Origin of the sequence: Thioclava sp. UBA3469 (assembly GCF_002378135.1) — a bacterium.
Taxonomy (GTDB): domain Bacteria; phylum Pseudomonadota; class Alphaproteobacteria; order Rhodobacterales; family Rhodobacteraceae; genus Thioclava; species Thioclava sediminum.
This window is the reverse complement of record NZ_DFRG01000239.1, coordinates 1-25,433: the sequence shown is the minus strand read 5'-3', so window position 1 is coordinate 25,433 and position 25,433 is coordinate 1. Positions and strand designations below refer to the sequence as shown.

Sequence of the window (25,433 nt, the reverse complement as noted above, 5' to 3'; positions counted from 1 at the left end):
CAAAGGCATGCCCATCCTGAAGGCGAATGAGGTTCGTGAGAAGAACACACGTCAACGCTTACCTATTTTCAGATGCCAGAGCGGTTTGGCGTGGGTGGAAGTCCCGCGCCCGACACGGCAGCCTGACAGGTTTGAAGCGTCACGGCGCGGCGGAATGACGACCACCGCATAGGCATGAGGTCACTCGATGGACCGTAACCGCCCTATTCCAGCGATGCCGCGAGGGCGCGCGCTGCGTCCTTGCCCAGCCGCGCGCCCGGCTCGCCCAAGACCGCGCCGCCGACTGTCTGCCCCATGCCGATCGCCTGTTCGACCGGGTGCCCAAGAAGACGGGCGGCAAGATAGCCCGCATTGAACGCATCGCCCGCGCCGGTGGTATCGCGCAACTCTGTCAGAACCGGGGTGTCGCGCCGACCAGTGTGGCCCTCGGCATGATACCAGACGGGTTGCGCGCCATCCTTCACGGCGATCTCAGCAACCCCCTGCCCACTCAATCGCTCCAAGGTCTGTTCCGGCGTCGCATCGCCCCACAAGGCAGCCTCGTCGTCAAAGCTCGGCAGCGCGATATCGGTATGGTCGAGCATGCGCAGACAGGTGTCACGCGCTTCCTCCGGCGATTGCCAGAGCCGTGGCCGATAGTTCGGATCGAAGGAAATTCGCGCGCCTTCGCTGCGCGCTTTGGCAATCGCGTCGAACAGCGTCTCGCGCGCCTCCGGCGAGAGAATGGCCAGGGTGATGCCCGACACATGGACGAGATCCGCGCCGGACAAGGCGCGCCCGAGGGTATCGGGATCATCCGCGAGCCGACGCGCCGCGGAGAGCTGGCGCCAATAGTGAAAACTGCGCTCCGCTCCCTCGAGCTCGATCATGTAGAGCCCCATCTCGCGTTCGGCATCGCGCTGCACGGTGGAGATGTCCAAGCCATCCGCCTCCATCTCTGCGAGGAAACGACCGGACAGCTTATCCTCGCCGATGCGCGTGACGAAGCCCGCCCGGGCACGCGACCCAAGCAGTTGCGCCGCGTGCCACAGCGTGTTGAACGTATCGCCCGCATAGCCAAGGCGGAACGTGCCGCCCTCGACCGGGGCGAGTTCCAGCATCGCTTCCCCGACGGCGACCATCTTCTTCGGGTTCTCACTCATTCGCGCAGGCCTTTCGCATCGAGGTCAAAGATGCGGCCGGTCAGCCAATCGGGCCAGTCCCGCTCGAAGAACGCGCGCGCACTCTCGTCAAAGCTGCGGTTTTCGCGGGTGTCGATCTTCAAGTCTTCCCCCTCCAGACGGACGAGGATTTGCGTCTGTTTGTCGATGTCGCGCTCCGTCTTGAAGCGGAACGCGCCCAGATCCGTGTCGCGCGCCATCGGGATCGCTTCGCCGTCATCGGAACAGATCGCGCGCGCGCCGCGGCTGCCACCGCCTTGCGAGATATACTGGTCGAGCGCGGCAAGGACGGCCTCGGAGGCAAGCGCCATCTGCTGCCACTGGATCGCCCGCCCGCCATCGCCCGCGCGCTCCGGGGCGATCCCGCCGCTGCGCAAGCTCCGGTTCAACTGGCGCGCCGCTGCAAGCGCTTCGGCCACGTCCTCGCCGTTGCAGATCATCCCGGCATGGTCGCTCATCCGGGCCTGAACTTCGTCGCGGACCGACTTCACGGAATGCGCGCTGTCCGTGTTCAACCGTGCAAGCAGATCCGTCACCGCCGCAGTGAGGGCCTCCGATCCGACAGCATCCGGCGCATGGGCCGTGCGGCTTGCGCCGATATGCTCGCCAACGCGGGTGCCGAAGACCTGACCGGCATTCAGGGCCGATCCGCCCGGACGCGTCACGCCATGCGTGCCCGCCGCCTCGCCCGCGGCATAGACACCGCGCAAGTTCGAGCGGCCCCAGGGATCGACCGCGATCCCGCCATTCATATGCTGGTTGTTCACCGCGAATTCGAGCGGCGTGGCGGCGATGTCGACCTTGTAGCGGCGGTACAGTTCGATCGCGAGCGGGTTCATGTGGCGCAGCCGGTCGATCGGCAACTCCTGATCTGCCCCGGCGGTGCCCAGATAGGTCCGCACATCCTCGTCGAGGCGGGTGAGATCGAAAGGCTGATCGCCGGGCACCGGCAGCGGGTTGCGGTTGAAGTCCATGAAGACCCGGCGCCCCGCAGCGCTCTCGCGCCAGATCGCCAGATCGACGAGGCTCGACGCGAAATCCAGCATCCGCGTCGCGTGGAACGGCCATTGATAGCCCTTGCGGAACACGTTGGAGGCCAGCTCCTGCGTCGTCCGGTAGTACTGCGCGAGGAAATGATGCTCGCGCCCTTCGGCATCGACCGAATAGATATGCGGCAGGGATTGCACGTAAGTCCCCGAGAGGTTCCACGGAAACCCTTCGCGGCGCGTGCCGATGCCGAACTGGCTCTCGGTGAGGTTCACCAATTCGATCCCCGCTTCGAGCGCGAGACCCAGCGTTCCGAAACAGCCATTGGGATAGACGCTGTCGCGATAAAGCTCGCCCGGCCCGCCTGCCGCGAGCACGACATTCGGCGCGGCAAACAGCACGAGACCGTATGGGTTGGCCTCATTGCGTTCGGATTTGCGGAACGCCAGCGCCCCGGAGACCCGGCGGTCATCCCCGTCGCCTTCGGTGAGCAGTTGCACGACCGTCGTGTGGTTAAAGATCGGCACGTGGAGCCGCAGCGCCTCTTCCGCCAGCACCTTGACCATCAACCGCGAGGTTCGGGGGCCGCAGCTGGTCGCGCGCCCGGTCTCGTCATGGTCGGTCTTGTAGCGCAGCGTCGCGCCGAACCGATCCTGCGGCAGCGGCAGGCCGAGATATTGCAGCGAGGCCATCATGCGCGGCGAGCCGACCGCCTCGATATAGGCCGTGTCCTCGTCCATCGCGCCGCCAGCCCGGATCGCCCGCGCCATCGCCTGGAAATCATCCCCGTGATCGGCGGTATTCGCGGTGTGCAGCGTCTGCTTGTCGGAACCCGAGCAGGCGGAGGTCCCGCCCCAGGCGCTCTGACTCGCGACGATGACCTCGCCGCCGCGCCGCTTGAGTTCGACGGCGGCGCGAAGCCCCGCGGCCCCGCTGCCGACGACGAGGCAGCCGGTGCGATAGACCGGCAGGGTGAGGCCCGCAACCTCGAGCATCTCCGGGATCGCCTCGTCGGCCCGCAGCCGCGGCATCTCGATATCGGTCAGGGCGTCTAGGATTTCCTGAGGGATTGCACTGTCCATGTCTTGGCTCCGTTTGCGGTCCGGTCAGCTTTGCGGAATATCGACCCAGGCGCGTTGCCGGGACGAGCTCATGCAGGCGTCGACGATCTGGGTGATGTGATGGCCTGTCTCGAAGGTCGGCCACATCGCCTTGCCGGAGACGATGGAGCGGATGACCTCCGCCGCTTCGATGATCTTGGTCTCGTTATACCCGAGCGCGAAATTCGGCAGCGGCAGGAAGGCCGCGTAGGTCGGATGCTCGGGCCCGACATCGATCTCGCGGTAGCCGCGGCGCCCGATCGGATCGGCATTGGTGTAGAAGCGCAGCCGGTTCACCTCGTCGAACGTATAGGCGAGGCTGCCTTTCGTGCCGTAGATCTCGTAGGTCTGCATGAATTTGCGCCCGGTCGCGACACGACTGAAATCCACGATCCCGTTCGCACCGTTCTCGAACGTGCACAGAATCTGGCTCGCGTCGGGATTGGTGATATCGGCCCATTCCTCGCTGCCGGTCAGCTCGGCCGTCTCACCAAGCCCCAGCCCTTCGATCTTGGGGCGGCGCGGCGTGACGATGATGTTGTTGGCAATCAGAGACGAGACGCGACCGACGAGGAATTCCATGAAGCTGAAGACATGGCTGCCGGTATCCCCGACGATCCCGGTCGGCGCGAGCGACCCATCGGCGCGCCACATATAGGGCACCATCGGGTCGCCATACATGTCGACATGCTGGCACCCTTTGAACATCGTGATCTCGCCGATCTCGCCCGCATCGATGATCTCCTTCGCGAGATCATGGACGGGGTTGCGCGGGAAGCCGTGACCGACGCGAGTGATCAGGCCGCGCGCCTTCGCGATATCGGCAAGCTCGCGCGCCTCCTCGGCGGATTCCGCAAGGGGCTTTTCGCAAAAGACATGTTTGCCCGCTTCGAGCGCGGCTTTCGCGACCTCGTAATGCAGGTTGTCAGGAAGACAGATATCTACGAGATCGACCTCGGGATCGGCGATCACCTCGCGCCAGTTCTGAACGATCCGCGCACCGGGCACCCGGGCGGCAAGTTCCTGCGCCCGCGCGGGATTGCGATCGACGAGGGTGACGACGCGCGCCGTGCCCCCCTCGGTCCCGAAGAAATGCGGAAAGGTCTGGTAGGCCATCGTATGGACTTTGCCCATCCACCCCGAAGCGCCGAGCACGGCAACGCGGATCTCTGTCATTTGAACACTCCTCTCCTGTTCGCGCCGGTGTCTCTCCGCGCGGTCTCGTCTCTGTTTCGTCCGAACGGGCGGGCCTCCCGTCTCCCTGTCGTCTCAACCCGCAGGTGTCTCGCCACTCGATCCACGAATGGCCAGTGAGACCGGCGTGCGGATTTCCGGCGCCGGCATCTTATCGTTCTCGAGCCAGGCCAGGATCGTTTCGGCGACAAGCTTCCCGAAGCCTTCAATATCGCAGCGCACCGAGCTGAGCGGGGGCCAGGAATGGGCCGCCTCCTCGATGTCATCGAAGCCCACGATGCGCAGATCGCGGCCGACATTGCGCCCGATCTCGGCGCAGCCCGAAATCATCCCGAGCGCGACCTGATCGTTGAAGCAGACCGCGCCATCCACCTCCGGATGGTCGTCCGCCAACTTATGCGCCGCCTGCCTGCCGAAGGCGCGGCTCGCGCTGCCGGTCAGAACAAAGGGCTCGAGCCCGGCCATCTCGATCGCACTCAGATAGCCCGCCATACGTTCCTGCGTGACGGCCCGGCCTTCCAGACCGCCCACGAAAGCGATCCGCTTCGCGCCTTGTTCGAGGAGATGCTCGGTCGCGATGCGCGTCCCGTTCGGATAATCCGGCGCGGCGAAGGGGAAAAGCTCGGTCCGCATCTCGACTTTGCGCAGCACCTGCATCGCCGGAATGCCCGCCCGCTGAAGCGCCTCGAAGCTCAGCGCCTCGTCGCCATAGGCGGGCGACAGGATCATCGCGGAGACGCCGTGCTCGATCATCGCCTCGACCACCTGCGCCTGAAGCTGCGGGTCTTCGTCGGTGTTCGCCACGACGGCCGCATAGCCGCGGCTCGACAGCGCCATTTGAACGGATGTCGCGAATTCGGTGAAGAACGGGTTGCGAAGGTCGTTGATCACGAGACCGACGAGCCCGGCCCCGGCGCTGCGCAGATTGGCCGCCGCCCGGTTATAGACATAGCCGATCTCGGTCATCGCAGCCTGCACCTGCTCGCGCGTTTTCTGCTTCACCAGGGGGCTGTTCTGGATCACGAGGCTGACGGTCGATTTCGAGACCCCGGCCTTGCGGGCCACGTCGATGATCGTCGGTCTGCGGTCGCTCGGCGCCATGTCACGCCCCCTGCGGCTGAGCCGCGATCTCGAGGTCGAAGACGAGGATGCCGTCGATCCCGCCTTGCGCGTTGGCCACGAGCTTCGCCCCGAGCGCCCGATGATCGGGATGTTCCTGATAGGCGGCGAGCGCCTCCCAGTCGCGGAAATCGACGGTGAAGCCGTGCATGTAGCCGCGCTCGATCTTCTCGGGGCTCTCGGAGCGGCCCGCGCAGATCGCGCCAAGCCCGTCCACCTTGCCCTCGATCGCGTGCAGCTCCTCCCAGAGCGGCGCGATCTCTTCCTCGCTCAGCTCGGGTTTGAATTTGACGAGAACAATGTGGCGCACTGTCATGTCAGCCTCCATGTGACGCGCGGATCATATCGGCGGCTTTCTCGCCGATCATGATCGCCGCGGCGTTGGTGTTGGACGAGATCACGCGCGGCATGATCGAGTTATCGACGACGCGCAGCCCCTCGATCCCGTTGAACCGCAATGTCGGGTCTACGACAGCTCCCGGATCGGCGCCCATGCGACATGTCCCCGCGCAGTGATGCGACGTCTTCGAATGGGTGCAGATGAAATCGAAGTAATCCTCATCGGTTCGGACGTCAGGCCCCGGAAGGCGCTCGGCGAGGATATATTTGCGCAAGGGCGATTGCGACAGGATTTCCTGCGTCAGCTTCAACCCCCGGATCGACATTTCGCGATCGAGCGGGTCCTGCAGGTAGTTCGGATCGATCAGCGGCGCCTTCGCCGGATCGTCGCTTTGCAGACGGACGCTGCCGCGCGAGCGCGGCCGCAGATAGCAGGAATTGAGCGTGATACCGCCCTGCGGCATGGAAACGACGCCATGTTCGATGCCGGTCCCGAGCCCCAAGTGGAACTGCAGATCCGGGGACCGCGCCTCGGGATCGGCATACCAGAAGCCACCGGTTTCGAACAAAGACGACGCCACCGGCCCCTTGCGTCCGAACAGATATTGCAGCCCCGCCAACGCCGCCCAATGCGGCTTCGCATAGCGGTCGTAGCTATAGGGCCCCGACAGTTCGCTGATGCAATAAAGGTCGAGGTGGTCCTGCAGATTGGACCCCACCTCCGGCTGGTCGAAGACGACATCGATCCCGAGCGAGGCCAGCTCATCCGCCGGCCCGATCCCCGACAGCTGCAAGAGCCGCGGCGAGCCGATCGCCCCCGAACAGAGCAGCACTTCGCTTTCCGCCCGAAGCTGCGTGCCATCGACGAGCTCGACCCCGGTTGCGCGGCCATTCTCGACCACGATGCGGCGCACCTGCGCACCCAGCTTCACCGTGAGGTTCTCGCGGTGACGATTGGGCGCTACATAGGCCATCGCAGCTGAGGAACGGCGCACATTGCGCTGGGTCAGCTGGTAATAGGCGACCCCGTCCTGCTTCTCGCCGTTCACGTCGTAATTGCGCGGAATGCCAAGCTCGGCGGCCGCTTCGAAATAGGCCTCGCAGACCGGCAGGGGCGCACGCGGATCGCTCACGCCGAGCGGGCCGCCCTTGCCGTGATACCGGTTCTCGAGGCTCGCGTTATCCTCGGCCTTGCGGAAATAGGGCAGCACATCCTCATAGCCCCAGCCGGTGCATCCCATCTGACGCCATTCGTCGTAATCGCGCGCATTGCCACGGGTATAGACCTGCGCGTTGATCGCGGAGCCGCCGCCGATCACCTTGGCCTGCGTGTAGCGAAAGACCTTGTTCTGCATGTGGCGCTGCGGAACCGTGTCCCAACCCCAGCTGCCGATGCCCTTGGTCATCTTCGCGAAGCCCGCGGGCAGATGATAGAACGGGTGGCGATCGCTGCCGCCCGCCTCGAGCAGCAGCACGTCAGCCGACGGGTCCTCGGAGAGACGCCCGGCCAGCACCGAGCCTGCCGAACCGCCGCCGATAATGATGAAATCGTAAGTCGTCTTCATGCTGGCCTCCTTGGCCAAGTCTCTCGCCGCAGCCCGGGTGGCTCAGGCGGCAAGCTCTGTCTGTTCGATATGCTCGGCCGCGCGCAGGGCGAGCGCCGCGACGGTAAGGGCGGGGTTCACGGCAGCCGAGGTCGGCAGGACGGACGCATCGGCGATGAACAGGTTCGGGTGGTCATGGCTGCGGCAGAACGTATCGACGACGCTCGACGCCGGATCGTTACCCATCCGCGCCGTCCCGCACTGATGCGACGGGGTCTGCCGGTCGAACGGCCGCGCAAGCACGATCGGGTAGCCCGCAGCGCGCAGCTTTCTGCGCAGCATGGCGACGAGTTCGAGATGGGCCTCCCAGTTGGAGCGCTTCCAGTCGAGCCGGATCTTGCCGTCCTTCAGCGTCACGCGACTCTCGGGATTGGGCAGGTCTTCGGACATCGCATAAAGGTCGACCGAGCGGTTGGCGATCCAGCTCGCCACCGGTCGCGGCAGCGGCGAGGCCGAGGCGAGGATCGGACCGGAGATTTTGCCGAGCAGCTGGATATTGCCCAGCGGCGCGCCCTTCGCCCCGCCCGACAGGTAGAAATCGTTGATCGCCAGCGTCTTCTGGTAGATTGCCCGGTTCCGGCGCAGCGGGTGCAGCGCCAGAACGGCCGAGCAATTGTGGTTCATGAAATTGCGCCCGACCTGATCGGAACCGTTCGCCAGCCCGGTCGGATAACGCTCAGTCGCTGAGGCCAGCAAGAGGGCCGCGCTTTGCACTGCCCCGGCGGAGAGCACCACGACCGGCGCCGTGAGTGTCTGCGTCTGCCCGTCTTTCTCGATCTCGACCCCGCTGATGCGGTTCTCGTCGTCCACGATCAGACGCTGCGCCCGCGCGCCAGTCATCAGCTCCACATTCGGGGATTTCAGCGCCGTCGCCAGACCGACGTTTTCGGCATCCATCTTGCCGCCGCAGGTATCCGGGAACGCATCCCAAGGCGTCCGCCCATGCGCGAGCCAGCGGTCGATATCGACCCCGAGCGGCAGGGAGGACGGGTGCAGCCCGACCGATTTCAGCCGCCGCCGAAGCGCCACGATATCGGGTTCGTCCGGGACCGGCGCATGGGCGTAGAGACCGGAATGGCGCGGCTCCGTCGGGTCCTCTCCAAGCTGACCGCGCACCTGATAGAGCGCCTCGGCCTTCTGGTAGAACGGCTCGATCTCGTCATAGGCGATTGGCCAGCCCGGCGTGGTCCCGCCTTGATGTGCGACAGGCGAGAAATCCGCCTTGCGGTAGCGCATCAGAACGGCGCCGTAGAATTTCGAGTTGCCGCCGACATTGTAGTAATTGCCGGGGTTGAACGGCACGTCATCGCCATCGAGCCAGGTTTCCTCGGGCCGGTAATGACCGCGCGCGAAGATCGCGTCCGGGTCGCGCGCGTCCGGCGTGTCGGGCAGGCGTTCGCCACGCTCGAGCACCAGCACGCGCCGCCCCGTCCCGGCCAGTGCCGCCGCCGTGGTGGCACCGCCCATGCCCGAGCCGATGATGATGACGTCGGCATCGCTCATGGCTGGATGCGCTCCTCCGTCTTGGGATCGAAGGCCACCGCCTTGTCCATGTTGACGGCGAAATCGAAGACCTCGCCCGCCCGCACGGTCACATCGGCCCGCATCCGGGCGATGGCGTCGCGCCCGCCCAGCGTCATCGTCACGAAAGTATCGGACCCGGCAGGTTCGGTGACACCGATATGGTTGCGCAGCGACGCGATATGGTCAGCGTTGCGATCGGCCCCCTCCGGATCGGTGATCGTCTCCGGCCGGATCCCGAGAAGGATTTCGCGCCCGTCCCACTGAGCGAGATTGGCTTGCGGGAAGCGGAGCAGTTGCTCCACCCCGTCATGGCCCGTCACGGCGGCATGCGGCGCACCGTCCTTCACCACGATCCGCGACGGGAACACGTTCATCGCGGGGCTACCCATGAATGTCGCCACGAACACATTCGAGGGCGTGTCGTAGATTTCCTTCGGTGTGCCGAGCTGCTGCACATAGCCCTTGTTCATGACCGCGATCCGGGTCGAGAGCGTCATCGCCTCGATCTGGTCGTGGGTCACGTAGACGATCGTGGTGCCAAGGCTCTGGTGCAGCTTCTTGATCTCGGTGCGCATATCGACGCGCAGTTTCGCGTCGAGGTTCGACAGCGGCTCGTCGAACAAGAACACATCCGGGTCGCGCACCAGCGCACGGCCCATCGCGACGCGCTGACGCTGACCGCCCGAAAGCTGCCCCGGTTTGCGCGAGAGCAGATTGTCGATCTGCAGCATCTCCGCCACCCGGTTCATCGCGTCCTCGCGTTCGGGTTTGGGCGTGCCATGCATCTCGAGGCCGAAGGTGATGTTCTGGCCGACGGTCATGTTAGGGTAGAGCGCGTAGGACTGGAACACCATCGCGATGTTGCGCTTCGACGGGTGCACACCGTTCATGGTGCGCCCCTTGATCGAAATCTCGCCGGAGGTGATCCCTTCCAGCCCCGCGATCATGCTCAAGAGCGTGGACTTGCCGCAGCCGGACGGGCCGACCAGCACGAGGAATTCACCTTCATCGACCGAGATGTCGACGCTGTGCAGCACTTCGACCGCGCCGTAGGACTTGGTGACGTTTGAAATATCGAGGAGACCCATTGGCATTACCCCTTGACTGAGCCCGCCATCAGGCCGCGCACGAAGAAGCGCCCCGAGACGATGTAGACGATGAGAGTGGGCAGCGCCGCAAGGATCGCACCCGCGAAGTGAACGTTGTAGGCCTTCACGCCGGTCGAGCTTTGAACGAGGTTGTTCAAGGCGACGGTCATCGGCTGGCTGGCCTGCCCGGCGAAGGACGACCCGAACAGGAAGTCGTTCCAGATATTGGTGAACTGCCAGATGATCGTGACCACGATGATCGGCCCCGACAGCGGCAGCAGGATGCGGTAGAAGATACGGAAGAACCCGGCCCCGTCGATCTGCGCCGCGCGCACCAGCTCGGTCGGGAAGGCCGAGTAGTAGTTGCGGAAATAAAGCGTCGTGAAGCCGAGCCCGTAGACGACGTGAACGAGGATCAGCCCCGGCACCGAGCCTGCGAGCCCGATCATGCCCAGCACCCGCGCCATCGGGATCAGCACGATCTGGAACGGAATGAAGCACGAAAACAGCAGCATCCCGAAGAGGATCGTGTCACCGCGGAACCGCCACTTGGTCAGCACGTAGCCGTTAAGCGCGCCCATGATGGTCGAGATCGCCACGGCCGGAACCACGATCAGGATCGAGTTGATGAAGTAGGGGCGCAGGCCGGTCGGCTGAACGCCGATCTGGGCCGAGGACCAGGCTTCGCGCCATGGCTCGAAAGTCCAGACATTGGGCAGCGCCATCATGTTGCCGCCCGTGATCTCACTCAGAGGTTTGACCGAGTTGATCAGCATCACCGCGAGCGGCAGCAGGTAGAACAGCGCGAACAGCAGCAGGAAAAGATAGATGAAGGTGCGGGTCACGCGATTTGTGCGGATCGCGACCCCGGTATCGACGGCGCCGGACATTACTTCGGCTCCTTCAGTTCAGCGTAGAGATAGGGGATCATGATCGCGGCGATGGTCATCAGCATGATAACCGCCGACGCTGCGCCCACGCCCATCTCGTTGCGGGTGAAAGTGTAGGAATACATGAAGGTCGCGGGCAGTTCGGTTGCCCGGCCCGGGCCGCCACCGGTTAGCGCGATGACGAGGTCATATGATTTGACCGCAAGGTGCGCGAGGATGACGAAGGCCGACAGGAACGCGGGCCGAAGCTGCGGAATGATGATGCGGCGATAGAGGTTCCAGTTCGAGGCGCCATCCATCTGCGCCGCTTTCAGGATCTCGTTGTCGATGCCGCGCAGCCCGGCGAGGAACATCGCCATGACGAAACCCGAGCTTTGCCAGACCGCGGCGATCACCACCGTGTAGATCGCCATGGACGAGCTTTTGATCCAGCCGAAATGGAAGCTCTCCCATCCCCAGAGATGCAGGGTATGTTCGATGCCGATGCCCGGATCGAGAAGCCATTTCCACGCCGTGCCCGTCACGATGAACGACAGCGCCATCGGATAGAGGAAGATTGGGCGCAACATCCCCTCGCCGCGGATTTTCTGATCCAGAAAGATCGCGAGGGTGAGCCCGATCGCGATACAGATCGCGATGTAGAGCGAGGCGAAGATCGCAAGGTTCTGGACCGCGATCGTCCAGGTCGGCAATTGGAAAAGCCGCCAGTAATTGTGCCAGCCGACAAGGTCGAAGCTCGGCAGGATCCGGCTGTTCGTGAACGACAGGTACCCGGTGAACACGATGAAGCCGTAGACGAAGATCAACATGGACGCGACAGAGGGCGCGAGGACGATCTTGGGAATCCATTCCTGAAGCCGGGTACGCAAGTCTGACTGGACCGGACGGGCCATTGCTCTCTCCTTTGGGGAAATGAGACGGATGGGTGGGGATACGGGCCGGTCAGATCGACCGGCCCGAGAGCCTGTTACTGAGCCAGCGACACGGCCTTGACGAGTTCCTTGGCGGCGGTCTCGGCGTCATATTCGCCGTTGAAATTCGCCGTCACCACGTCATAGATCGCGTTCTTCACCGAAGCCGGGTCAGCATGGCCATGCGCCATCGAGCCCAGAAGCGTGCCGTTCTCGCTCGCCGATTTCAGCTGAGCCATCGCCTTCTTGCCGCAAGCGTCGAACTCTTCGTCCGACACGTCCGTGCGCGAAGGAACAGAGCCTTTCACCGTGTTGAAGGCGATCTGGAACGACGGCGACATCACGGCTTTCGCCATCGCGTCCTGCGCGGCCTGCGCATCCTCGCCCACCTTGAACATCGCGAACTGGTCGGAGTTGAAGGTCACATCGCCTGCGGTGCCCGGAGTGCGGAAGCAGCCGAAATCGACCTCGGCCTCTTTGCCGGCCCGCAGGAATTCACCCTTGGCCCAGTCGCCCATCATCTGGAAGGCGGCTTCGCCATTGATGACCATCGCGGTCGCGAGGTTCCAGTCGCGGCCCGAGAAGTTCGGGTCGACGAAGCTGTGAAGCTGCTCCATACGCTTGAAGGATTCGACCATCTGCTCGCCGCCGAGCGCCTCGGGATCGAGATCGACGAAAGCCTTCTTGTAGAACTCGGGGCCACCGACCGACAGCACGACGCCATCGAACATCGTGGCTTCCTGCCAAGGCTGGCCGCCCGCGGCGAGCGCGATCTTCCCGGAATCCTTCACCTTCTGCATTGCAGCGATGAACTCGTCCCAGGTCTTCGGCTCTTCGATGCCGAGATCGGCGAGCATCTTCTTGTTCGACCAGACCCAGTTGGTCGAGTGCACGTTCACCGGAACCGCGACCCAATGGCCGTCATATTTCGAGAACTTCTGCAGCGCCGCAGGCACCACGGCATCCCAGTTGCCATCGGCCGCGACCTTGTCGAGATCGGCGAGCGCGCCTTGCTGCGCCCAGTCCGAGATGTCGAAACCGAGCATCTGGACCGCGGTCGGCGGATCACCCGAAGTGACGCGCGCACGCAGCACGGTCATCGCGCTTTGGCCACCGCCACCTGCAACGGGCATGTCCTTCCAGCCGATGCCTTCTTTCTGCAGATCGTCCTTGAGGACGTTGAGCGCGGCAGCTTCGCCACCCGAGGTCCACCAGTGAAGGACCTCCACATCCTCCGCCTGTGCCGACCCTGCCACGAGCGCCAGAACGCTCGCCATTTTCAGTGTCCGTCCGATGTAACTACGCATGATTTTCCTCCCTCTTGCGTTGTCGTCACACTCCCTCCCGTGCGACCGATCAGGTCATTCGGGTCTCACCCAAGGCTCTCGCGTGCGACCGATGCGCATCACGAGCGTCTTGATCTCGAAGAACTCCTCCAGGCCATAGCGTCCGATCTCTCTCCCTTGACCGGATTGCTTGACCCCGCCGAAGCTCAATTCCGGGAAACCGTCCATCCAGGTATTCGTCCAGACAGTGCCCGCCTGCGCCCGCGTCGAGAACTCGAGGCAGGTGTGGACGTTCTCGCTCCAAACGCCCGCAGACAAACCGTAGCTTGCATCGTTCGTTAGCGCTACCGCTTCGTCCATCGTGCGGAAGGTCAGAACCGAAAGCACCGGTCCGAAGACCTCCTCGCGGGCGATCGCCATCTCGGGCGAGACGCCGCGCACGACGGTGGGTTGATAGAATTGCCCTTCGAGCCCCGGCACGGTCATCGGCCCGCCACCCAGCGCAATCTCGGCGCCTTCGGTGACGGCCGCGCGAACGTAGTCGTCGATCTTGCCCTGATGCTGGACGGAAATGATCGCCCCGACCTGCGTGCGCGGATCGAGCGGGTCGCCGAAAGCCACGCGCTTCGACAGTTCCACCACGCGCTCGACCACCTCATCCACGATATCTTCATGGACGATGATCCGGCTGCTCGAGTTGCAGCATTGCCCGGTGTTGAAATAGACGCCGAAGGTGATCGCATCGGCTGCGCTCTCGATATCGGCATCGGGGAACACGACTTGCGGGTTCTTCCCGCCAAGCTCCAGCGCGACCTTCTTCAACGTGCTCGACGCAGCCGCCGAGATCGCCTTGCCGACCGCGGTCGAGCCGGTGAAGGTCACCATGTCCACGGCCTCATGAGTCGACATCAGGCCGCCCACGGCAGGCCCGTAGCCCAGAACGATATTCACGACGCCCGCGGGCATCCCCGCCTCGAACAGCAGCTCCCCGAGCATCACCGTGGTCGACGGCGTCAGCTCGGACGGCTTGATGACCGTGGTGCAGCCGGCGGCAAGCGCGAAGGGCAGCTTCTGGCTCAGGATCCAGAACGGGAAGTTCCACGGCGTGATCATCGAGACGACGCCGATCGGGTCTTTCACGACGACGCCGAGCATGTCCGGCCCGAGCGTGTTATGGCTGTCCCCATGCATGGTGCGCGCCAGCGAAGCCGCATAGCGCCACAGGTCCGCGGCGCCCGACACTTCGGCGCGCGACTGCGAGATCGGCTTGCCGCTTTCGAGCGTCTCCAGCAGCGCCATGCGCTCGACATTGCCCTCGATCAGATCGGCGACGCGCAGCAGGATCGTGGCGCGCTCCTTGCCAGAGATCCGGCTCCAGACGCCGCTGTCGAACGCCTCGCGCGCCGCGACGATCGCGGCTTCCGCATCGGCTTCGGCGCCCAGCGCCGCACGACTGACGAGGCAGCCATGTGCCGGGGACATCCGATCATAGGTCTCGCCAGAGGCACTGTCGCGCCACTCGCCCGCGATCAGGTGACGACAGATGAAGGGCTCTGCGGGGATCGCCGCATCGACGGCAGAGATCAGGTTCAGCTCGGTCATGTTCAAAGTCCCGAAAAATTAGGTTTGCGTTTCTCGCGGAAAGCCGTGACCCCTTCGGCGCGATCTTCGCTGGCCGAAATGGCGGCACTTCCGAGCGCCTCAGCCATGGCGCCGCGATCTTCATCCGCCGCGACATGGATCATCGATTTCGTGATTTCGACGGCGCGGGGCGACAGCCCGAGCGCACGGTCGATCAGGGTCTGCGCTGCCGCGCGCGGATCGTCGGAGACCGCCGCCACGAAGCCGACCGCGAAAGCCCGCTCGGCTTTCACCCGGTGACCGAAAAGCGCCATCTCCTTCACCATCGGTTCGGGCAGCAGACGCATCAGCCGCTGCGTGCCCGACCAACCGGGAACGATCCCGACGCCAGCTTCCGGGAGGGCAAGGCTGGCGCCGGGTGCCATGACCCGAAGGTCGCAGGCTGCGGCAAGTTCGAGACCGCCCCCGAAGGCGTGCCCGTTCAGCGCCGCAATCGTCGGCTTCGAGAGGCGCGCCAGCCGGTCGAAGATCCGGTGTCCGTCGCGGACCCAATGCCGCGCGAACTGGGCCGGGCTCAGATCGCCCCAACCGTTGATATCCGCCCCGGTGCAGAAGGCCCGGTCGCCTTCGGCGCTCACCAGCACGCAGCGAATCTCGACATCGCGTTCGATCCGATCGAGATGCGCCTCGAGCGCGCTCAGCATCTCGACAGTCAGCGCGTTCATCTTCGCCGGGTTGTCGAGGCGCAGCTCCGCCACCGCGCCGTCGATGATCAGGTGAATATCGCTCATGGCGTCCACCCCATCGGGGCATCGGCGAGAAGCTTCGTGGACATGGTGACGGCATTCTCCGCCACACGCACCCGCCCCTCGGAGGCGCCGATGATGTCCCGCTCGGGATCGATCCCCGGCATGATTTCGGTCGCGATGAGGCCCTTGTCATCGAGCCGCATCACGCAGCGCTCGGTGATATAGAGCACTTCCTGCCCCTGCTCGCGGGCACGCGCGCCGGAGAAGGTCACATGCTCGACCCGGTCCACCATCTTGGTGAACTTGCCGGGCGCACGGACGCGAATACCGGTCGCGTCCATTTCCATCTGCGCCCCGGCCTCGAACCAGCCCGAGAAGACGATCTTGCGCGCATGGGCGGTGATGTCGACGAAGCCGCCGCAGCCAGCGGTCAGGTAGGGTTTCTTGCCGAGCTTGGAGACATTCACGTTCCCCTCCACATCGACTTCGAGGAAGGAGAGGAAGGACATGTCGAACCCGGCGCCCTGGAAATAGATGAACTGCTGCGGCGAGGGCACGTAGCCATCGGCGTTCGACGCACAGCCGAAGGCGAAACCGGTCAGGGGCATGCCGCCCACCGCGCCTTGTTCGATCGCCCAGGTGACCGCATCGGGATTGCCTTCCTCGAGCAGGATGCGCGGCACCATCGCCGAAATCCCGAAGCCGAGATTGGCCGTCATGCCTCCGCGCAGCTCCATTGCCGCACGCCGTGCGATCACCTTCTCGATGCCGTGCTCCGCCAGTTCGAAGCTCGACCACGGACGCATCACCTGACCCGAAATCGCCGGATCATAGGGTGTCTCGCAGGTCTGTTTCTGATCCTCGTCCACGACCACATAGTCCACGAGATGGCCCGGCACCCGGACGTCATGGGGACGCAGCGAACCCGCCGCTGTAACCCGCTCCACCTGCGCGATCACCAGCCCGCCATTGTTGCGCACCGCAATCGCCTGCTCGAGCCCGCCGAGATAGGCGCCTTCGTGCTCATAGGTCAGATTGCCGCGCTCATCGGCGGTGGTTGCGCGCAGAATGCAGACATCGGGATAGATATTCGGGAAATGGAGCCAGGTGTCGCCATCGAATTCCACGCGGCGCACGATGGGGGCGCCTGCTGCGCGATCGTTCATCGCACAGCCCTCGCGCTCGGGATCGACGAAGGTTTTCAGACCGACCTTGGTCATCACCCCCGGACGCCGCGCGGCCGCTTCGCGATGCATGTCGAACAGGATGCCGGAGGGCACGTTATAGGCAGCAACCCGATCCTCGACGACCATCTTCCAGATTTCCGGCATCGGCAGGTTCGACGAACCCGACGGATAGGATCCGGCCAGAACCGTGTCGAGCAGACCATCCTTGGCGATGTGATCGATGCCCTTCACACCGTACATGTCCCCCGCAGCGATCGGATGGATCATGGTCAGGTTCTGCGGATGTTGCTCCTGATCGAAGCGCTCGCCGATCGCCTTGAGCACGGAATCGGGGCAGCCCAACGCCGAAGACGAGGACACCGTGATGATAGCGCCATCCGCGATTTTCCCCACTGCTTCCGATGCACTGACGATCGTGCCCATAGTTCGCTTCTCCCAATCCAAATTGCCGACCCCAGACAAGATTTCAGTCGACGCGCCCCAAAAAGCTCAGCAAATAGGAACGTTCCAAATATCTATAGGAACGTTCCAAATTTGTGTCAAACGTTTTTAGCTGAACAAATTCATTCGATAGGACATGGAAACGAGACGATCGCGCGAAGAGGCCCCTTCTTGCCGTGCTAAGGAGGTCGACGCCCCGCGCAGAGCCTTGACGATGAGGAGCAACTGTCAACGGCGGGGTAAAATCCTGCCATCGGGCGGCGCAAAAACCGGCGACTTCGGGGTATGGGCGCGACGCGCACTATGAGACAGCGACCGGTCAACCGCGCTCCCCGGATAGCGGACAATTGACTGGCCGCCTTGGCCCGTGAAGGCCAAGCCTTCATCGGCTGGATCAGGCGGCGTCGGTGGACTTGCCTGCGCGGCTTTAGGCGAGCCGGAAATCGCGCTGAAGAGATGGCGAGCCAATGCTCATCTGGGCGCGCCACCAAATCCTTTCCGCATTTGCTCCACTGAACCGGAACCGGTGCGCCCGAATCTTATCGTTACGCCTCGGGGTCGAGCCTCACGAACGATATTCATAACCTGCCTCATGAAATTCACATGCGGAACAGTTTTTGAGGCAAAATCAGGCCCAAAACAGAGAAAAGCTCGGAAAACCGAAGTTTTCCGAGCTTTTCGCTTGGTTTATGGTGCCCAGGAGAGGACTCGAACCTCCACGCCTTGCGGCACACGGACCTGAACCGTGCGCGTCTACCAATTCCGCCACCTGGGCAGGTGTCGTGGAGCGCGAGATACATAGCGGCGCTGGGACTGTCAACGGGGATCGACACGAAAAATTCGCAAGCTTCGACTCTTCGGGTCTTTGGCCTTGTTCCCGCGGGGGCGAGGCGGTAATCAAAGAACGAAATTCTTGCAAGGAAAGGCCTCTGCCCATGTCCAAGCTGGTTACGATCTACGGCGGTTCGGGGTTCGTCGGGCGCTATATCGCGCAGCGCATGGCAAAGGACGGTTGGCGGATTCGCGTTGCGGTCCGGCGTCCGAACGAGGCGCTCTTCGTCAAACCCTACGGTGCGGTCGGGCAAGTCGAGCCGGTCTTCTGCAACATTCGCGACGATGCCAGCGTGCGCGCGGCGATGCAGGGCGCGGATGCGGTGATCAACTGCGTCGGTATTCTCGTCAATGAAGGAAAGAACAAGTTCGGCGCCGTGCAAGCCGAAGGTGCAGGGCGCGTGGCGCGTATCGCCGCAGAGATGGATGTGCCGAAACTGGTGCAGATCTCGGCCATCGGCGCCAATCCCGACAGCGAGAGCGAATATGCCCGCACCAAGGCTGCAGGCGAGAAGGCGGTGCTGGATGCCTATCCGCAGGCCGTGATCCTGCGCCCCTCGATCATTTTCGGCAACGAGGACGGGTTCTTCAACAAATTCGCCTCGATGTCGCGCTTCACCCCGATCCTTCCGATCACCGGTGGCCACACGAAATTCCAGCCGGTCTTCGTCGATGATGTCGCGAAGGTCGCGGTCATGGCGGCGGATGGCAAAGTGACCCCCGGCACCTATGAACTCGGCGGGCCGGATGTGGAGACGTTCCACGACCTGATGAAGCAGATGCTGACGGTGATTCACCGTCGTCGTCTCGTGCTGTCGCTGCCGCGCTGGATCGCGAGCATCCTCGGCGGCGTCTTCGATCTGGGCCAAGCCGTCACCGGCGGGCTGTTCACGAACCGCATCCTCACCCGCGATCAGGTGAAGAACCTGCAAGCTGACAATGTCGTGTCCGAGGGCGCGAAAGGCTTCTCCGATCTCGGAATTCAGCCTATGGCAATGGAAGCGGTGATGCCTGGCTACCTGTGGCGCTTCCGCCCCGGTGGGCAATATGACGACATCAAAGCTTCGGCGAAGAACCTTCGCAAGACATAACCCCCTCCTTCCTCCCCGGTGCCGCTTGCGGCGCCTCTCTGACCTAGGCGGTATTTCTTGAGCTATCTGAACGACGTTCTGCTCGGTGTGATCGAAGGGATCACCGAGTTTCTCCCGATTTCGAGCACTGGCCACCTGATCCTGGCCGAACATTGGCTTGGCACGCGCTCGGATACCTACAACATTGTCATTCAGGCCGGGGCGATCCTTGCCGTAACGCTGATCTACTGGCGTCGCCTGATGGAGCTGCTGTTCAACTGGCGCAATCCGGAGAACCGCGACTATCTCGCGAAGCTGACAGTGGCCTTCCTGATCACCGCCGTTCTGGGCCTGATCGTGAAGAAGATGGGCTTCGAGCTGCCGACAACGATCCAGCCCGTCGCCTGGGCGCTGGTGATCGGCGGTTTCTGGATGCTGTTTGCGGAACGCGTCGCGGACCGGCAGGCCGATAACAGCCAGATCTTCTGGCGCGTCGCGATCGCGGTCGGGATTGCGCAGATCGTGGCCGGGGTCTTTCCGGGCACCTCGCGCTCGGCCACGACGATTTTCGTGGCGATGCTTCTGGGCACCTCGAACCGGGCGGCAGCGACCGAATTCGCCTTCCTCGTCGGCATTCCCACCATGTACGCGGCGAGCGGCTACGAATTGCTCAAGCAGCTCAAGGACGGGACCGGCGGCAACGAGGATTGGGCCGGGCTCGGCATCGCTTTCGTCGTCTCGACCGTCACGGCTTTCGTCGCGGTGAAATGGCTCCTTGGCTATATTCAGGGGCACCGTTTCACCATCTTCGCGATCTACCGGATCGTGTTCGGCGGGCTCTTGCTGAGCCTTGCGGCGGTCGGTGTGCTAGGCTGACGGAAAGCGAATCGCTTTTCGGCAGCACGTCATCCTCAAGAAAATCAGGGTAAAGCAGCAATAAAGTAACCGAAGCTGACCTAATTTGAGCGAATTTGAGGTGCCTCTCAGCGCGCCTCTCGCAAAAAACACGCATTTAGGTCAGTCTTGCTTACTTTTATTGCTGTGGCAAGCGGTGTAGCAATGCGCACCCACCGGTTTTCTAGGGAGGCGCCACAATGGCCAAGCAACCGATGCTCAAGTTCGTCAAGACGGCGAAAGAGATGCCTCAGAAGCGCGACGCGAACGTGCGCTCCCATGATTTCAACGAAATCTATCGCGAATTCGCGGCCGAAAAGGCTGCCGAGCAGGCGAGCCGCTGCAGCCAATGCGGCGTGCCCTATTGCCACACGCATTGCCCGCTCCATAACAACATCCCCGACTGGCTGCGCCTGACTGCGGAAGGCCGTCTGCAGGAAGCCTACGAGATGTCGCAGGCCACCAACACCTTCCCGGAAATCTGCGGCCGCATCTGCCCGCAGGACCGTCTGTGCGAAGGCAACTGCGTGATCGAACAGTCGGGCCACGGCACCGTCACCATCGGCGCAGTCGAGAAATACATCACCGACACCGCCTTTGACATGGGCTGGGTTAAGCCGATCAAACCGGCAACCGAGCGCGCCGAAAGCGTCGGCATCATCGGCGCGGGTCCGGGCGGTCTGGCGGCCGCCGACGCGCTGCGTCGCGCTGGCGTGCAGGTTACGGTCTATGACCGTTACGACCGCGCGGGCGGCCTGATGACCTATGGCATCCCCGGCTTCAAGCTGGAGAAAGACATCGTCATGCAGCGCGTGAAGCAGCTGGAAGATGGCGGCGTCGAGTTCGTGCTGAACTGCAATGTCGGCACCGATATTTCCTTCGACGCGATCCGCGGCAAGCATGACGCGGTTCTTATCGCGACGGGCGTCTACAAGACGCGCGAGCTGACCGACGAGGGCGCAGACGCTGCGGGCATCGTGCGCGCGATCGACTATCTCACCGCCTCGAACCGCAAGAGCTTCGGCGACGACGTGGCCGAGTTCGAAGACGGCACGCTGAACGCTGAAGGCAAGCGCGTCATCGTCATCGGCGGCGGCGACACCGCGATGGACTGCGTGCGCACCGCGATCCGTCAGGGCGCCAAGTCGGTGAAATGTCTCTATCGCCGCGACCGCGCCAACATGCCGGGCTCGCAGCGCGAAGTGCAGAACGCCGAGGAAGAGGGCGTGGAATTCGTCTGGCTCTCCGCCCCCGCGGCCTTCTCGGGCAACCCGGTCACCAACTGCTCGGTGCAGCAGATGCGTCTGGGCGCGCCGGATGCCTCGGGTCGTCAGAGCCCCGAGAAGATCGAAGGCGGCATCTATGACGAAGAGGCCGATCTGGTGATCAAGGCGCTCGGCTTCGAGCCGGAGGACCTGCCCGGCGCTTGGGAGGCCGACGATCTGGAGACCACCCGTTGGGGCACCGTGAAGGCCGAATTCGGCACCCACGCGACCTCGATCCCCGGCGTCTACGCGGTCGGCGACATCGTGCGCGGCGCAAGCCTCGTCGTCTGGGCGATCCGCGACGGGCGCGAAGCGGCGGGCTCGATCCTGCGCTATCTCGAAAACGTGGCGGCGGTGGCGGCGGAGTGATCCGCGCCCTGCCGATCTGAAAAGGAATGTATGCGATGCGGTCGAATTTTCTCGGCATGGCGATCTGCGGGGGGCTGTTCAGCGCCCTGCCCGCCCATGCCGAAGACTTCGCGCCGCCGCAGGGCTGCGAGGTCTTCATGACCGTGCAGATGCATAACTGTCAGGTGGCCAATTACTACCGCTGCGCCGCCGATCCGGAGGGCGATCTGTGGACCGCATTCGCGGATGGCGAGGGCATCTATTACCTGAGCCATATCGATGCCGAAACGCGCTGGCTTGAAAGCGTGTCGACCGATACCGGCGAGATCGAGATGTTCGATCCGGGCGCATCGAAGGATGCTCCCTCGTTCTCGGCGCTCCTGTCGGACGGCAAGGACGATTACGATTTCGTCACGCGCTCGAATTACCGGGGCCTGCGCCGCTACGTCGGCAGCGATACCCTCACGGGCAAGTCGGTCAGCATCGACGATGTCCCGCTCGAGACGATCACCTTCGATCTGCGCGAGGATGACCAGAACGGCCAGACCGTCGCGACCCGCACCGGCACGCAATATATCTCGCGCAAATATCGCGTGTTTTTCAGCGGCGCGGAGCGGTTCGAGAACGATCAGGGCGACGTCGTGAGCTACGACGACAGCCCCGTGCGCTTCGACTTTCCCGGCGATCCCGGTTTCTCGACCGAGACGCCCGAATATGACTGCGACCTGATGATGACGCAGGCCGATCTTCGGCCCACGCAAGTCAGCCTCGCCCCCCTTTCCCGCTCTTTCTCCAAGGAGGCACTGCAATGACCAAATATGACGAAGCCTGGGTGGCCGCCGAGGAAGCGAAACGCCAGTGGATGAACGAGAATTCACTGTGGAAGGAAGAAGACGAGAAGGCGTCCTGCGGCGTCGGTCTCGTGGTGTCGATCGACGGTAAGGCCTCGCGCCGCGTCGTGGAGAACGGCATCGACGCGCTGAAGGCGATCTGGCACCGCGGTGCCGTGGATGCCGACGGCAAGACCGGCGACGGCGCGGGCATCCACGTCCAGATCCCCGCCCCCTTCTTCTATGACCAGATCCGCCGCACCGGCCACGAGCCGGACATGGAGAAAATGGTCGCCGTCGGTCAGGTCTTCCTGCCGCGCACCGATTTCGGCGCGCAGGAGCGCTGCCGCACAATCGTGGAATCCGAAGTTCTGCGGATGGGTCACTACATCTACGGCTGGCGCCACGTCCCGGTGAACACCGAAGTGCTGGGTGAAAAAGCCAATTCGACCCGCCCCGAGATCGAGCAGATCCTGATCCGCAACGACAAGGATATCGACGAGGAGCAGTTCGAGCGCGAGCTCTACATCATCCGCCGCCGTATCGAGAAAGCGGCGATCGCGGCACAGATCAACGGGCTCTACATCTGCTCGCTGTCGTGCCGCTCGATCATCTACAAAGGCATGATGCTGGCCGAGCAGGTCGCGGAATTCTATCCCGACCTGAAGGATGAGCGCTTCGAGTCCGCCTTCGCGATCTATCACCAGCGCTATTCCACCAACACCTTCCCGCAATGGTGGCTGGCGCAGCCCTTCCGGATGCTGGCGCATAACGGCGAGATCAACACGATCAAGGGCAACACCAACTGGATGAAGAGCCATGAGATCCGCATGGCCTCCTCGGCTTTCGGCGACAGCGCCGAAGACATCAAGCCGATCATCCCGGCGGGGGCGTCCGACTCCGGCGCGCTCGACGCGGTGTTCGAACTAATGGTCCGCTCGGGCCGCAACGCGCCGATGGTGAAGACCATGCTCGTCCCCGAGCCGTGGTCGAAATCCACCGACACGATGCCCTCCGCGTGGCAGGACATGTATGCCTATTGCAACGCCGTGATGGAGCCGTGGGACGGCCCCGCCGCGCTCGCGATGACCGATGGTCGTTGGGTCTGCGGCGGTCTCGACCGCAACGGTCTGCGTCCGCTGCGCTATGTCATCACCGGCGACGGCGTCCTGATCGCGGGCTCGGAAGCCGGCATGGTGCCGGTCGATGAGGCGAGCGTTGTCGAGAAAGGCGCGCTTGGTCCGGGTCAGATGATCGCGGTCGATATGCGCGAGGGCAAGCTCTACCACGACACCGAAATTAAGGACAAACTGGCCGCCGCCCAGCCCTTCGGCGAATGGGTCGGCAAGGTCACCGATCTGAACGCGATCCTCGTGGACGTCCCGGAGAACCCGAAATTCTCGGGCGGTGAGCTGCGCAAGCGTCAGGTCGCGGCGGGCTATTCGGTCGAAGAGATCGAACAGATCCTCGCGCCGATGGCCGAGGACGGCAAGGAAGCCATCGCCTCCATGGGCGACGACACGCCGCCTGCGGTTCTGTCCAAGCAATACCGCCCGCTGAGCCACTTCTTCCGGCAGAACTTCAGCCAGGTGACCAACCCGCCGATCGACTCGCTTCGCGAAAGCCGGGTGATGTCGCTCAAGACGCGCTTCGGTAACCTCAAGAACGTGCTCGACGAGGATAGCTCGCAGACCGAGATCTGGATCTTGGAGAGCCCGTTCCTCGCGAATTCCGAATTCGATCACATGCTCAACGAATTCGGCGAGCAGGTGACGATCATCGACTGTACCTTCCCGGCCAATTCCGATCAGGAGGCGCTGCGCGAGGGTCTGACCCGGATCCGTCAGGAAGCTGAAGACGCGGTGCGCTCGGGCGCGCTCCATATCGTGCTGAGCGATGAGGAGCAGGACGAGGACAAGGTCGCGATGCCGATGATCCTCGCGACGAGCGCCGTGCATAGCTGGCTGACGCAGAAAGGCCTGCGGACCTTCTGCTCGATCAACGTGCGCTCGGCGGAATGTATCGACCCGCATTACTTCGCGGTGCTGATCGGCTCGGGTGCGACCACGGTGAACGCCTATCTCGCGCAGGACACGCTGGCCGACCGGATCGATCGTGGTCTGCTGGGCGGCACTCTTGTCGACGCGATGCGCAAATATCGCGATGCGATCGATGCGGGCCTGCTGAAGATCATGTCGAAGATGGGGATTTCGGTGATTTCCTCCTATCGCGGCGGTCTGAACTTCGAGGCCGTGGGTCTGTCGCGTGCAATGGTCGCGGAATACTTCCCCGGCATGCATTCGCGCATCTCCGGCATCGGTCTGCACGGCATCCAGCACGCGCTGGAAGGTGTGCATGCCAAGGGCTGGAAGGGCGGTGAGGACGTTCTCCCGATCGGCGGCTTCTACAAGGCCCGCCGCACCGGCGAGGCCCATGCCTGGGGCGCGCAGTCGATGCACATGCTGCAATCGGCCTGTAACCGCGCAAGCTACGATCTGTGGAAGCAATACAGCTCGATGATGCGGGCGAACCCGCCGATCCATATCCGCGACATGCTGGATATCAAATCGCTGGGCAAGCCGGTGCCGATCGAAGAAGTCGAGTCGATCACCTCGATCCGCAAGCGCTTCGTGACGCCGGGGATGTCGCTCGGCGCACTGTCGCCCGAGGCGCACAAACTGCTGAATGTCGCGATGAACCGGATCGGCGCGAAGTCGGACTCGGGTGAAGGCGGCGAAGACCCGGCGCATTTCGTGCCCGAGCCCAATGGCGACAACCCGTCGGCGAAGATCAAACAGGTGGCGTCGGGGCGTTTCGGTGTGACCGCCGAATACCTCAACCACTGCGAAGAGCTTGAGATCAAGGTCGCTCAGGGCGCCAAGCCCGGCGAAGGCGGCCAGCTTCCGGGGATGAAGGTCACCGACCTGATCGCGCGTCTGCGGCACTCGACCAAGGGCGTAACCCTGATCTCGCCGCCGCCGCACCACGATATCTACTCGATCGAAGACCTTGCGCAGCTGATCTACGACCTCAAG

General features: G+C 63.6%; 19 protein-coding genes and 1 tRNA gene. 5 read left to right on the top strand and 15 right to left on the bottom strand.

Features of this window, described 5'->3' with window-relative positions:
- Positions 1-203: 203 nt before the first annotated feature.
- The 15 genes from B3D39_RS17085 to B3D39_RS17015 all read right to left on the bottom strand — a co-directional run bounded on the left by B3D39_RS17085 (position 204) and on the right by B3D39_RS17015 (position 17,935).
- Positions 204-1,142, bottom strand: coding sequence for a sugar kinase (locus tag B3D39_RS17085; protein ID WP_274963091.1), 939 nt, complete (start codon positions 1,140-1,142; stop codon positions 204-206).
- Positions 1,139-3,229 carry an FAD-dependent oxidoreductase gene (locus tag B3D39_RS17080; RefSeq protein WP_274963092.1) on the bottom strand — a complete coding sequence of 697 codons (2,091 nt, stop codon included), beginning with the start codon at positions 3,227-3,229 and terminating at the stop codon, positions 1,139-1,141. The genes B3D39_RS17085 and B3D39_RS17080 overlap by 4 nt, the downstream gene beginning before the upstream one ends.
- Positions 3,230-3,253: 24 nt before the next feature.
- Positions 3,254-4,423 (bottom strand): Gfo/Idh/MocA family protein, encoded by a 1,170-nt coding sequence (locus B3D39_RS17075; RefSeq protein WP_274963093.1) that lies wholly within the window; start codon positions 4,421-4,423, stop codon positions 3,254-3,256.
- A gap of 93 nt (positions 4,424-4,516) precedes the next feature.
- Positions 4,517-5,542, bottom strand: coding sequence for a LacI family DNA-binding transcriptional regulator (locus B3D39_RS17070; RefSeq protein WP_274963094.1), 1,026 nt, complete (start codon positions 5,540-5,542; stop codon positions 4,517-4,519).
- Between the two features lies 1 nt (position 5,543).
- Positions 5,544-5,876: a Dabb family protein gene (locus B3D39_RS17065; protein ID WP_098412282.1), complete on the bottom strand. Its 333-nt coding sequence runs from the start codon at positions 5,874-5,876 to the stop codon at positions 5,544-5,546.
- A 1-nt stretch (position 5,877) separates the two neighbouring features.
- Complete coding sequence (locus tag B3D39_RS17060) at positions 5,878-7,464, bottom strand: GMC family oxidoreductase (RefSeq protein WP_078602383.1); 1,587 nt, start codon at positions 7,462-7,464, stop codon at positions 5,878-5,880.
- A 42-nt stretch (positions 7,465-7,506) separates the two neighbouring features.
- Positions 7,507-9,006: an FAD-dependent oxidoreductase gene (locus B3D39_RS17055; protein ID WP_274963095.1), complete on the bottom strand. Its 1,500-nt coding sequence runs from the start codon at positions 9,004-9,006 to the stop codon at positions 7,507-7,509.
- Positions 9,003-10,115: an ABC transporter ATP-binding protein gene (locus tag B3D39_RS17050; RefSeq protein ID WP_274963096.1), complete on the bottom strand. Its 1,113-nt coding sequence runs from the start codon at positions 10,113-10,115 to the stop codon at positions 9,003-9,005. The genes B3D39_RS17055 and B3D39_RS17050 overlap by 4 nt, the downstream gene beginning before the upstream one ends.
- 5 nt (positions 10,116-10,120) lie before the next feature.
- On the bottom strand, positions 10,121-11,005 hold the full coding sequence (locus B3D39_RS17045; RefSeq protein ID WP_078522164.1) for a carbohydrate ABC transporter permease: 885 nt from the start codon (positions 11,003-11,005) through the stop codon (positions 10,121-10,123).
- Positions 11,005-11,898 (bottom strand): carbohydrate ABC transporter permease, encoded by an 894-nt coding sequence (locus B3D39_RS17040; RefSeq protein WP_078522163.1) that lies wholly within the window; start codon positions 11,896-11,898, stop codon positions 11,005-11,007. Before B3D39_RS17040 ends, B3D39_RS17045 begins: the two co-directional genes overlap by 1 nt.
- Before the next feature lie 74 nt (positions 11,899-11,972).
- Entirely contained in the window at positions 11,973-13,223 is a 1,251-nt protein-coding gene (locus tag B3D39_RS17035) for an ABC transporter substrate-binding protein (protein WP_146673627.1), read from the bottom strand.
- 54 nt (positions 13,224-13,277) lie between these two features.
- On the bottom strand, positions 13,278-14,804 hold the full coding sequence (locus tag B3D39_RS17030) for an aldehyde dehydrogenase family protein (protein WP_078522161.1): 1,527 nt from the start codon (positions 14,802-14,804) through the stop codon (positions 13,278-13,280).
- A 2-nt stretch (positions 14,805-14,806) separates the two neighbouring features.
- Positions 14,807-15,574: an enoyl-CoA hydratase/isomerase family protein gene (locus B3D39_RS17025; RefSeq protein WP_274963352.1), complete on the bottom strand. Its 768-nt coding sequence runs from the start codon at positions 15,572-15,574 to the stop codon at positions 14,807-14,809.
- Entirely contained in the window at positions 15,571-17,142 is a 1,572-nt protein-coding gene (locus tag B3D39_RS17020; protein ID WP_274963353.1) for an acyl CoA:acetate/3-ketoacid CoA transferase, read from the bottom strand. Before B3D39_RS17020 ends, B3D39_RS17025 begins: the two co-directional genes overlap by 4 nt.
- A 708-nt stretch (positions 17,143-17,850) precedes the next feature.
- A tRNA-Leu gene (locus B3D39_RS17015) sits at positions 17,851-17,935 on the bottom strand.
- Positions 17,936-18,095: 160 nt separating this feature from the next.
- Here B3D39_RS17015 and B3D39_RS17010 point away from each other — a divergent pair.
- The 5 genes from B3D39_RS17010 to gltB form a co-directional block, all read left to right on the top strand.
- Positions 18,096-19,082, top strand: coding sequence for a complex I NDUFA9 subunit family protein (locus B3D39_RS17010; protein ID WP_078602390.1), 987 nt, complete (start codon positions 18,096-18,098; stop codon positions 19,080-19,082).
- A 57-nt stretch (positions 19,083-19,139) separates the two neighbouring features.
- Complete coding sequence (locus B3D39_RS17005; RefSeq protein ID WP_098409550.1) at positions 19,140-19,937, top strand: undecaprenyl-diphosphate phosphatase; 798 nt, start codon at positions 19,140-19,142, stop codon at positions 19,935-19,937.
- 218 nt (positions 19,938-20,155) lie between these two features.
- Entirely contained in the window at positions 20,156-21,589 is a 1,434-nt protein-coding gene (locus tag B3D39_RS17000) for an NAD(P)-dependent oxidoreductase (protein WP_274963354.1), read from the top strand.
- A 35-nt stretch (positions 21,590-21,624) separates the two neighbouring features.
- On the top strand, positions 21,625-22,380 hold the full coding sequence (locus B3D39_RS16995; RefSeq protein ID WP_274963355.1) for a hypothetical protein: 756 nt from the start codon (positions 21,625-21,627) through the stop codon (positions 22,378-22,380).
- Positions 22,377-25,433 (top strand): glutamate synthase large subunit (gltB, locus tag B3D39_RS16990; protein WP_286789915.1); only part of this gene is annotated, 3,057 nt, incomplete at its 3' end. The genes B3D39_RS16995 and gltB, both read left to right, overlap by 4 nt.

Excerpts from the sequence above, each read along its gene's own strand:
- B3D39_RS17085 (WP_274963091.1), bottom strand. The coding sequence starts at position 1,142 with ATGAGTGAGAACCCGAAGAAGATGGTCGCCGTCGGGGAAGCGATGCTG.
- B3D39_RS17080 (WP_274963092.1), bottom strand. The coding sequence starts at position 3,229 with ATGGACAGTGCAATCCCTCAGGAAATCCTAGACGCCCTGACCGATATC.
- B3D39_RS17075 (WP_274963093.1), bottom strand. The coding sequence starts at position 4,423 with ATGACAGAGATCCGCGTTGCCGTGCTCGGCGCTTCGGGGTGGATGGGC.
- B3D39_RS17070 (WP_274963094.1), bottom strand. The coding sequence starts at position 5,542 with ATGGCGCCGAGCGACCGCAGACCGACGATCATCGACGTGGCCCGCAAG.
- B3D39_RS17065 (WP_098412282.1), bottom strand. The coding sequence starts at position 5,876 with ATGACAGTGCGCCACATTGTTCTCGTCAAATTCAAACCCGAGCTGAGC.
- B3D39_RS17060 (WP_078602383.1), bottom strand. The coding sequence starts at position 7,464 with ATGAAGACGACTTACGATTTCATCATTATCGGCGGCGGTTCGGCAGGC.
- B3D39_RS17055 (WP_274963095.1), bottom strand. The coding sequence starts at position 9,006 with ATGAGCGATGCCGACGTCATCATCATCGGCTCGGGCATGGGCGGTGCC.
- B3D39_RS17050 (WP_274963096.1), bottom strand. The coding sequence starts at position 10,115 with ATGGGTCTCCTCGATATTTCAAACGTCACCAAGTCCTACGGCGCGGTC.
- B3D39_RS17045 (WP_078522164.1), bottom strand. The coding sequence starts at position 11,005 with ATGTCCGGCGCCGTCGATACCGGGGTCGCGATCCGCACAAATCGCGTG.
- B3D39_RS17040 (WP_078522163.1), bottom strand. The coding sequence starts at position 11,898 with ATGGCCCGTCCGGTCCAGTCAGACTTGCGTACCCGGCTTCAGGAATGG.
- B3D39_RS17035 (WP_146673627.1), bottom strand. The coding sequence starts at position 13,223 with ATGCGTAGTTACATCGGACGGACACTGAAAATGGCGAGCGTTCTGGCG.
- B3D39_RS17030 (WP_078522161.1), bottom strand. The coding sequence starts at position 14,804 with ATGACCGAGCTGAACCTGATCTCTGCCGTCGATGCGGCGATCCCCGCA.
- B3D39_RS17025 (WP_274963352.1), bottom strand. The coding sequence starts at position 15,574 with ATGAGCGATATTCACCTGATCATCGACGGCGCGGTGGCGGAGCTGCGC.
- B3D39_RS17020 (WP_274963353.1), bottom strand. The coding sequence starts at position 17,142 with ATGGGCACGATCGTCAGTGCATCGGAAGCAGTGGGGAAAATCGCGGAT.
- B3D39_RS17010 (WP_078602390.1), top strand. The coding sequence starts at position 18,096 with ATGTCCAAGCTGGTTACGATCTACGGCGGTTCGGGGTTCGTCGGGCGC.
- B3D39_RS17000 (WP_274963354.1), top strand. The coding sequence starts at position 20,156 with ATGGCCAAGCAACCGATGCTCAAGTTCGTCAAGACGGCGAAAGAGATG.
- B3D39_RS16995 (WP_274963355.1), top strand. The coding sequence starts at position 21,625 with ATGCGGTCGAATTTTCTCGGCATGGCGATCTGCGGGGGGCTGTTCAGC.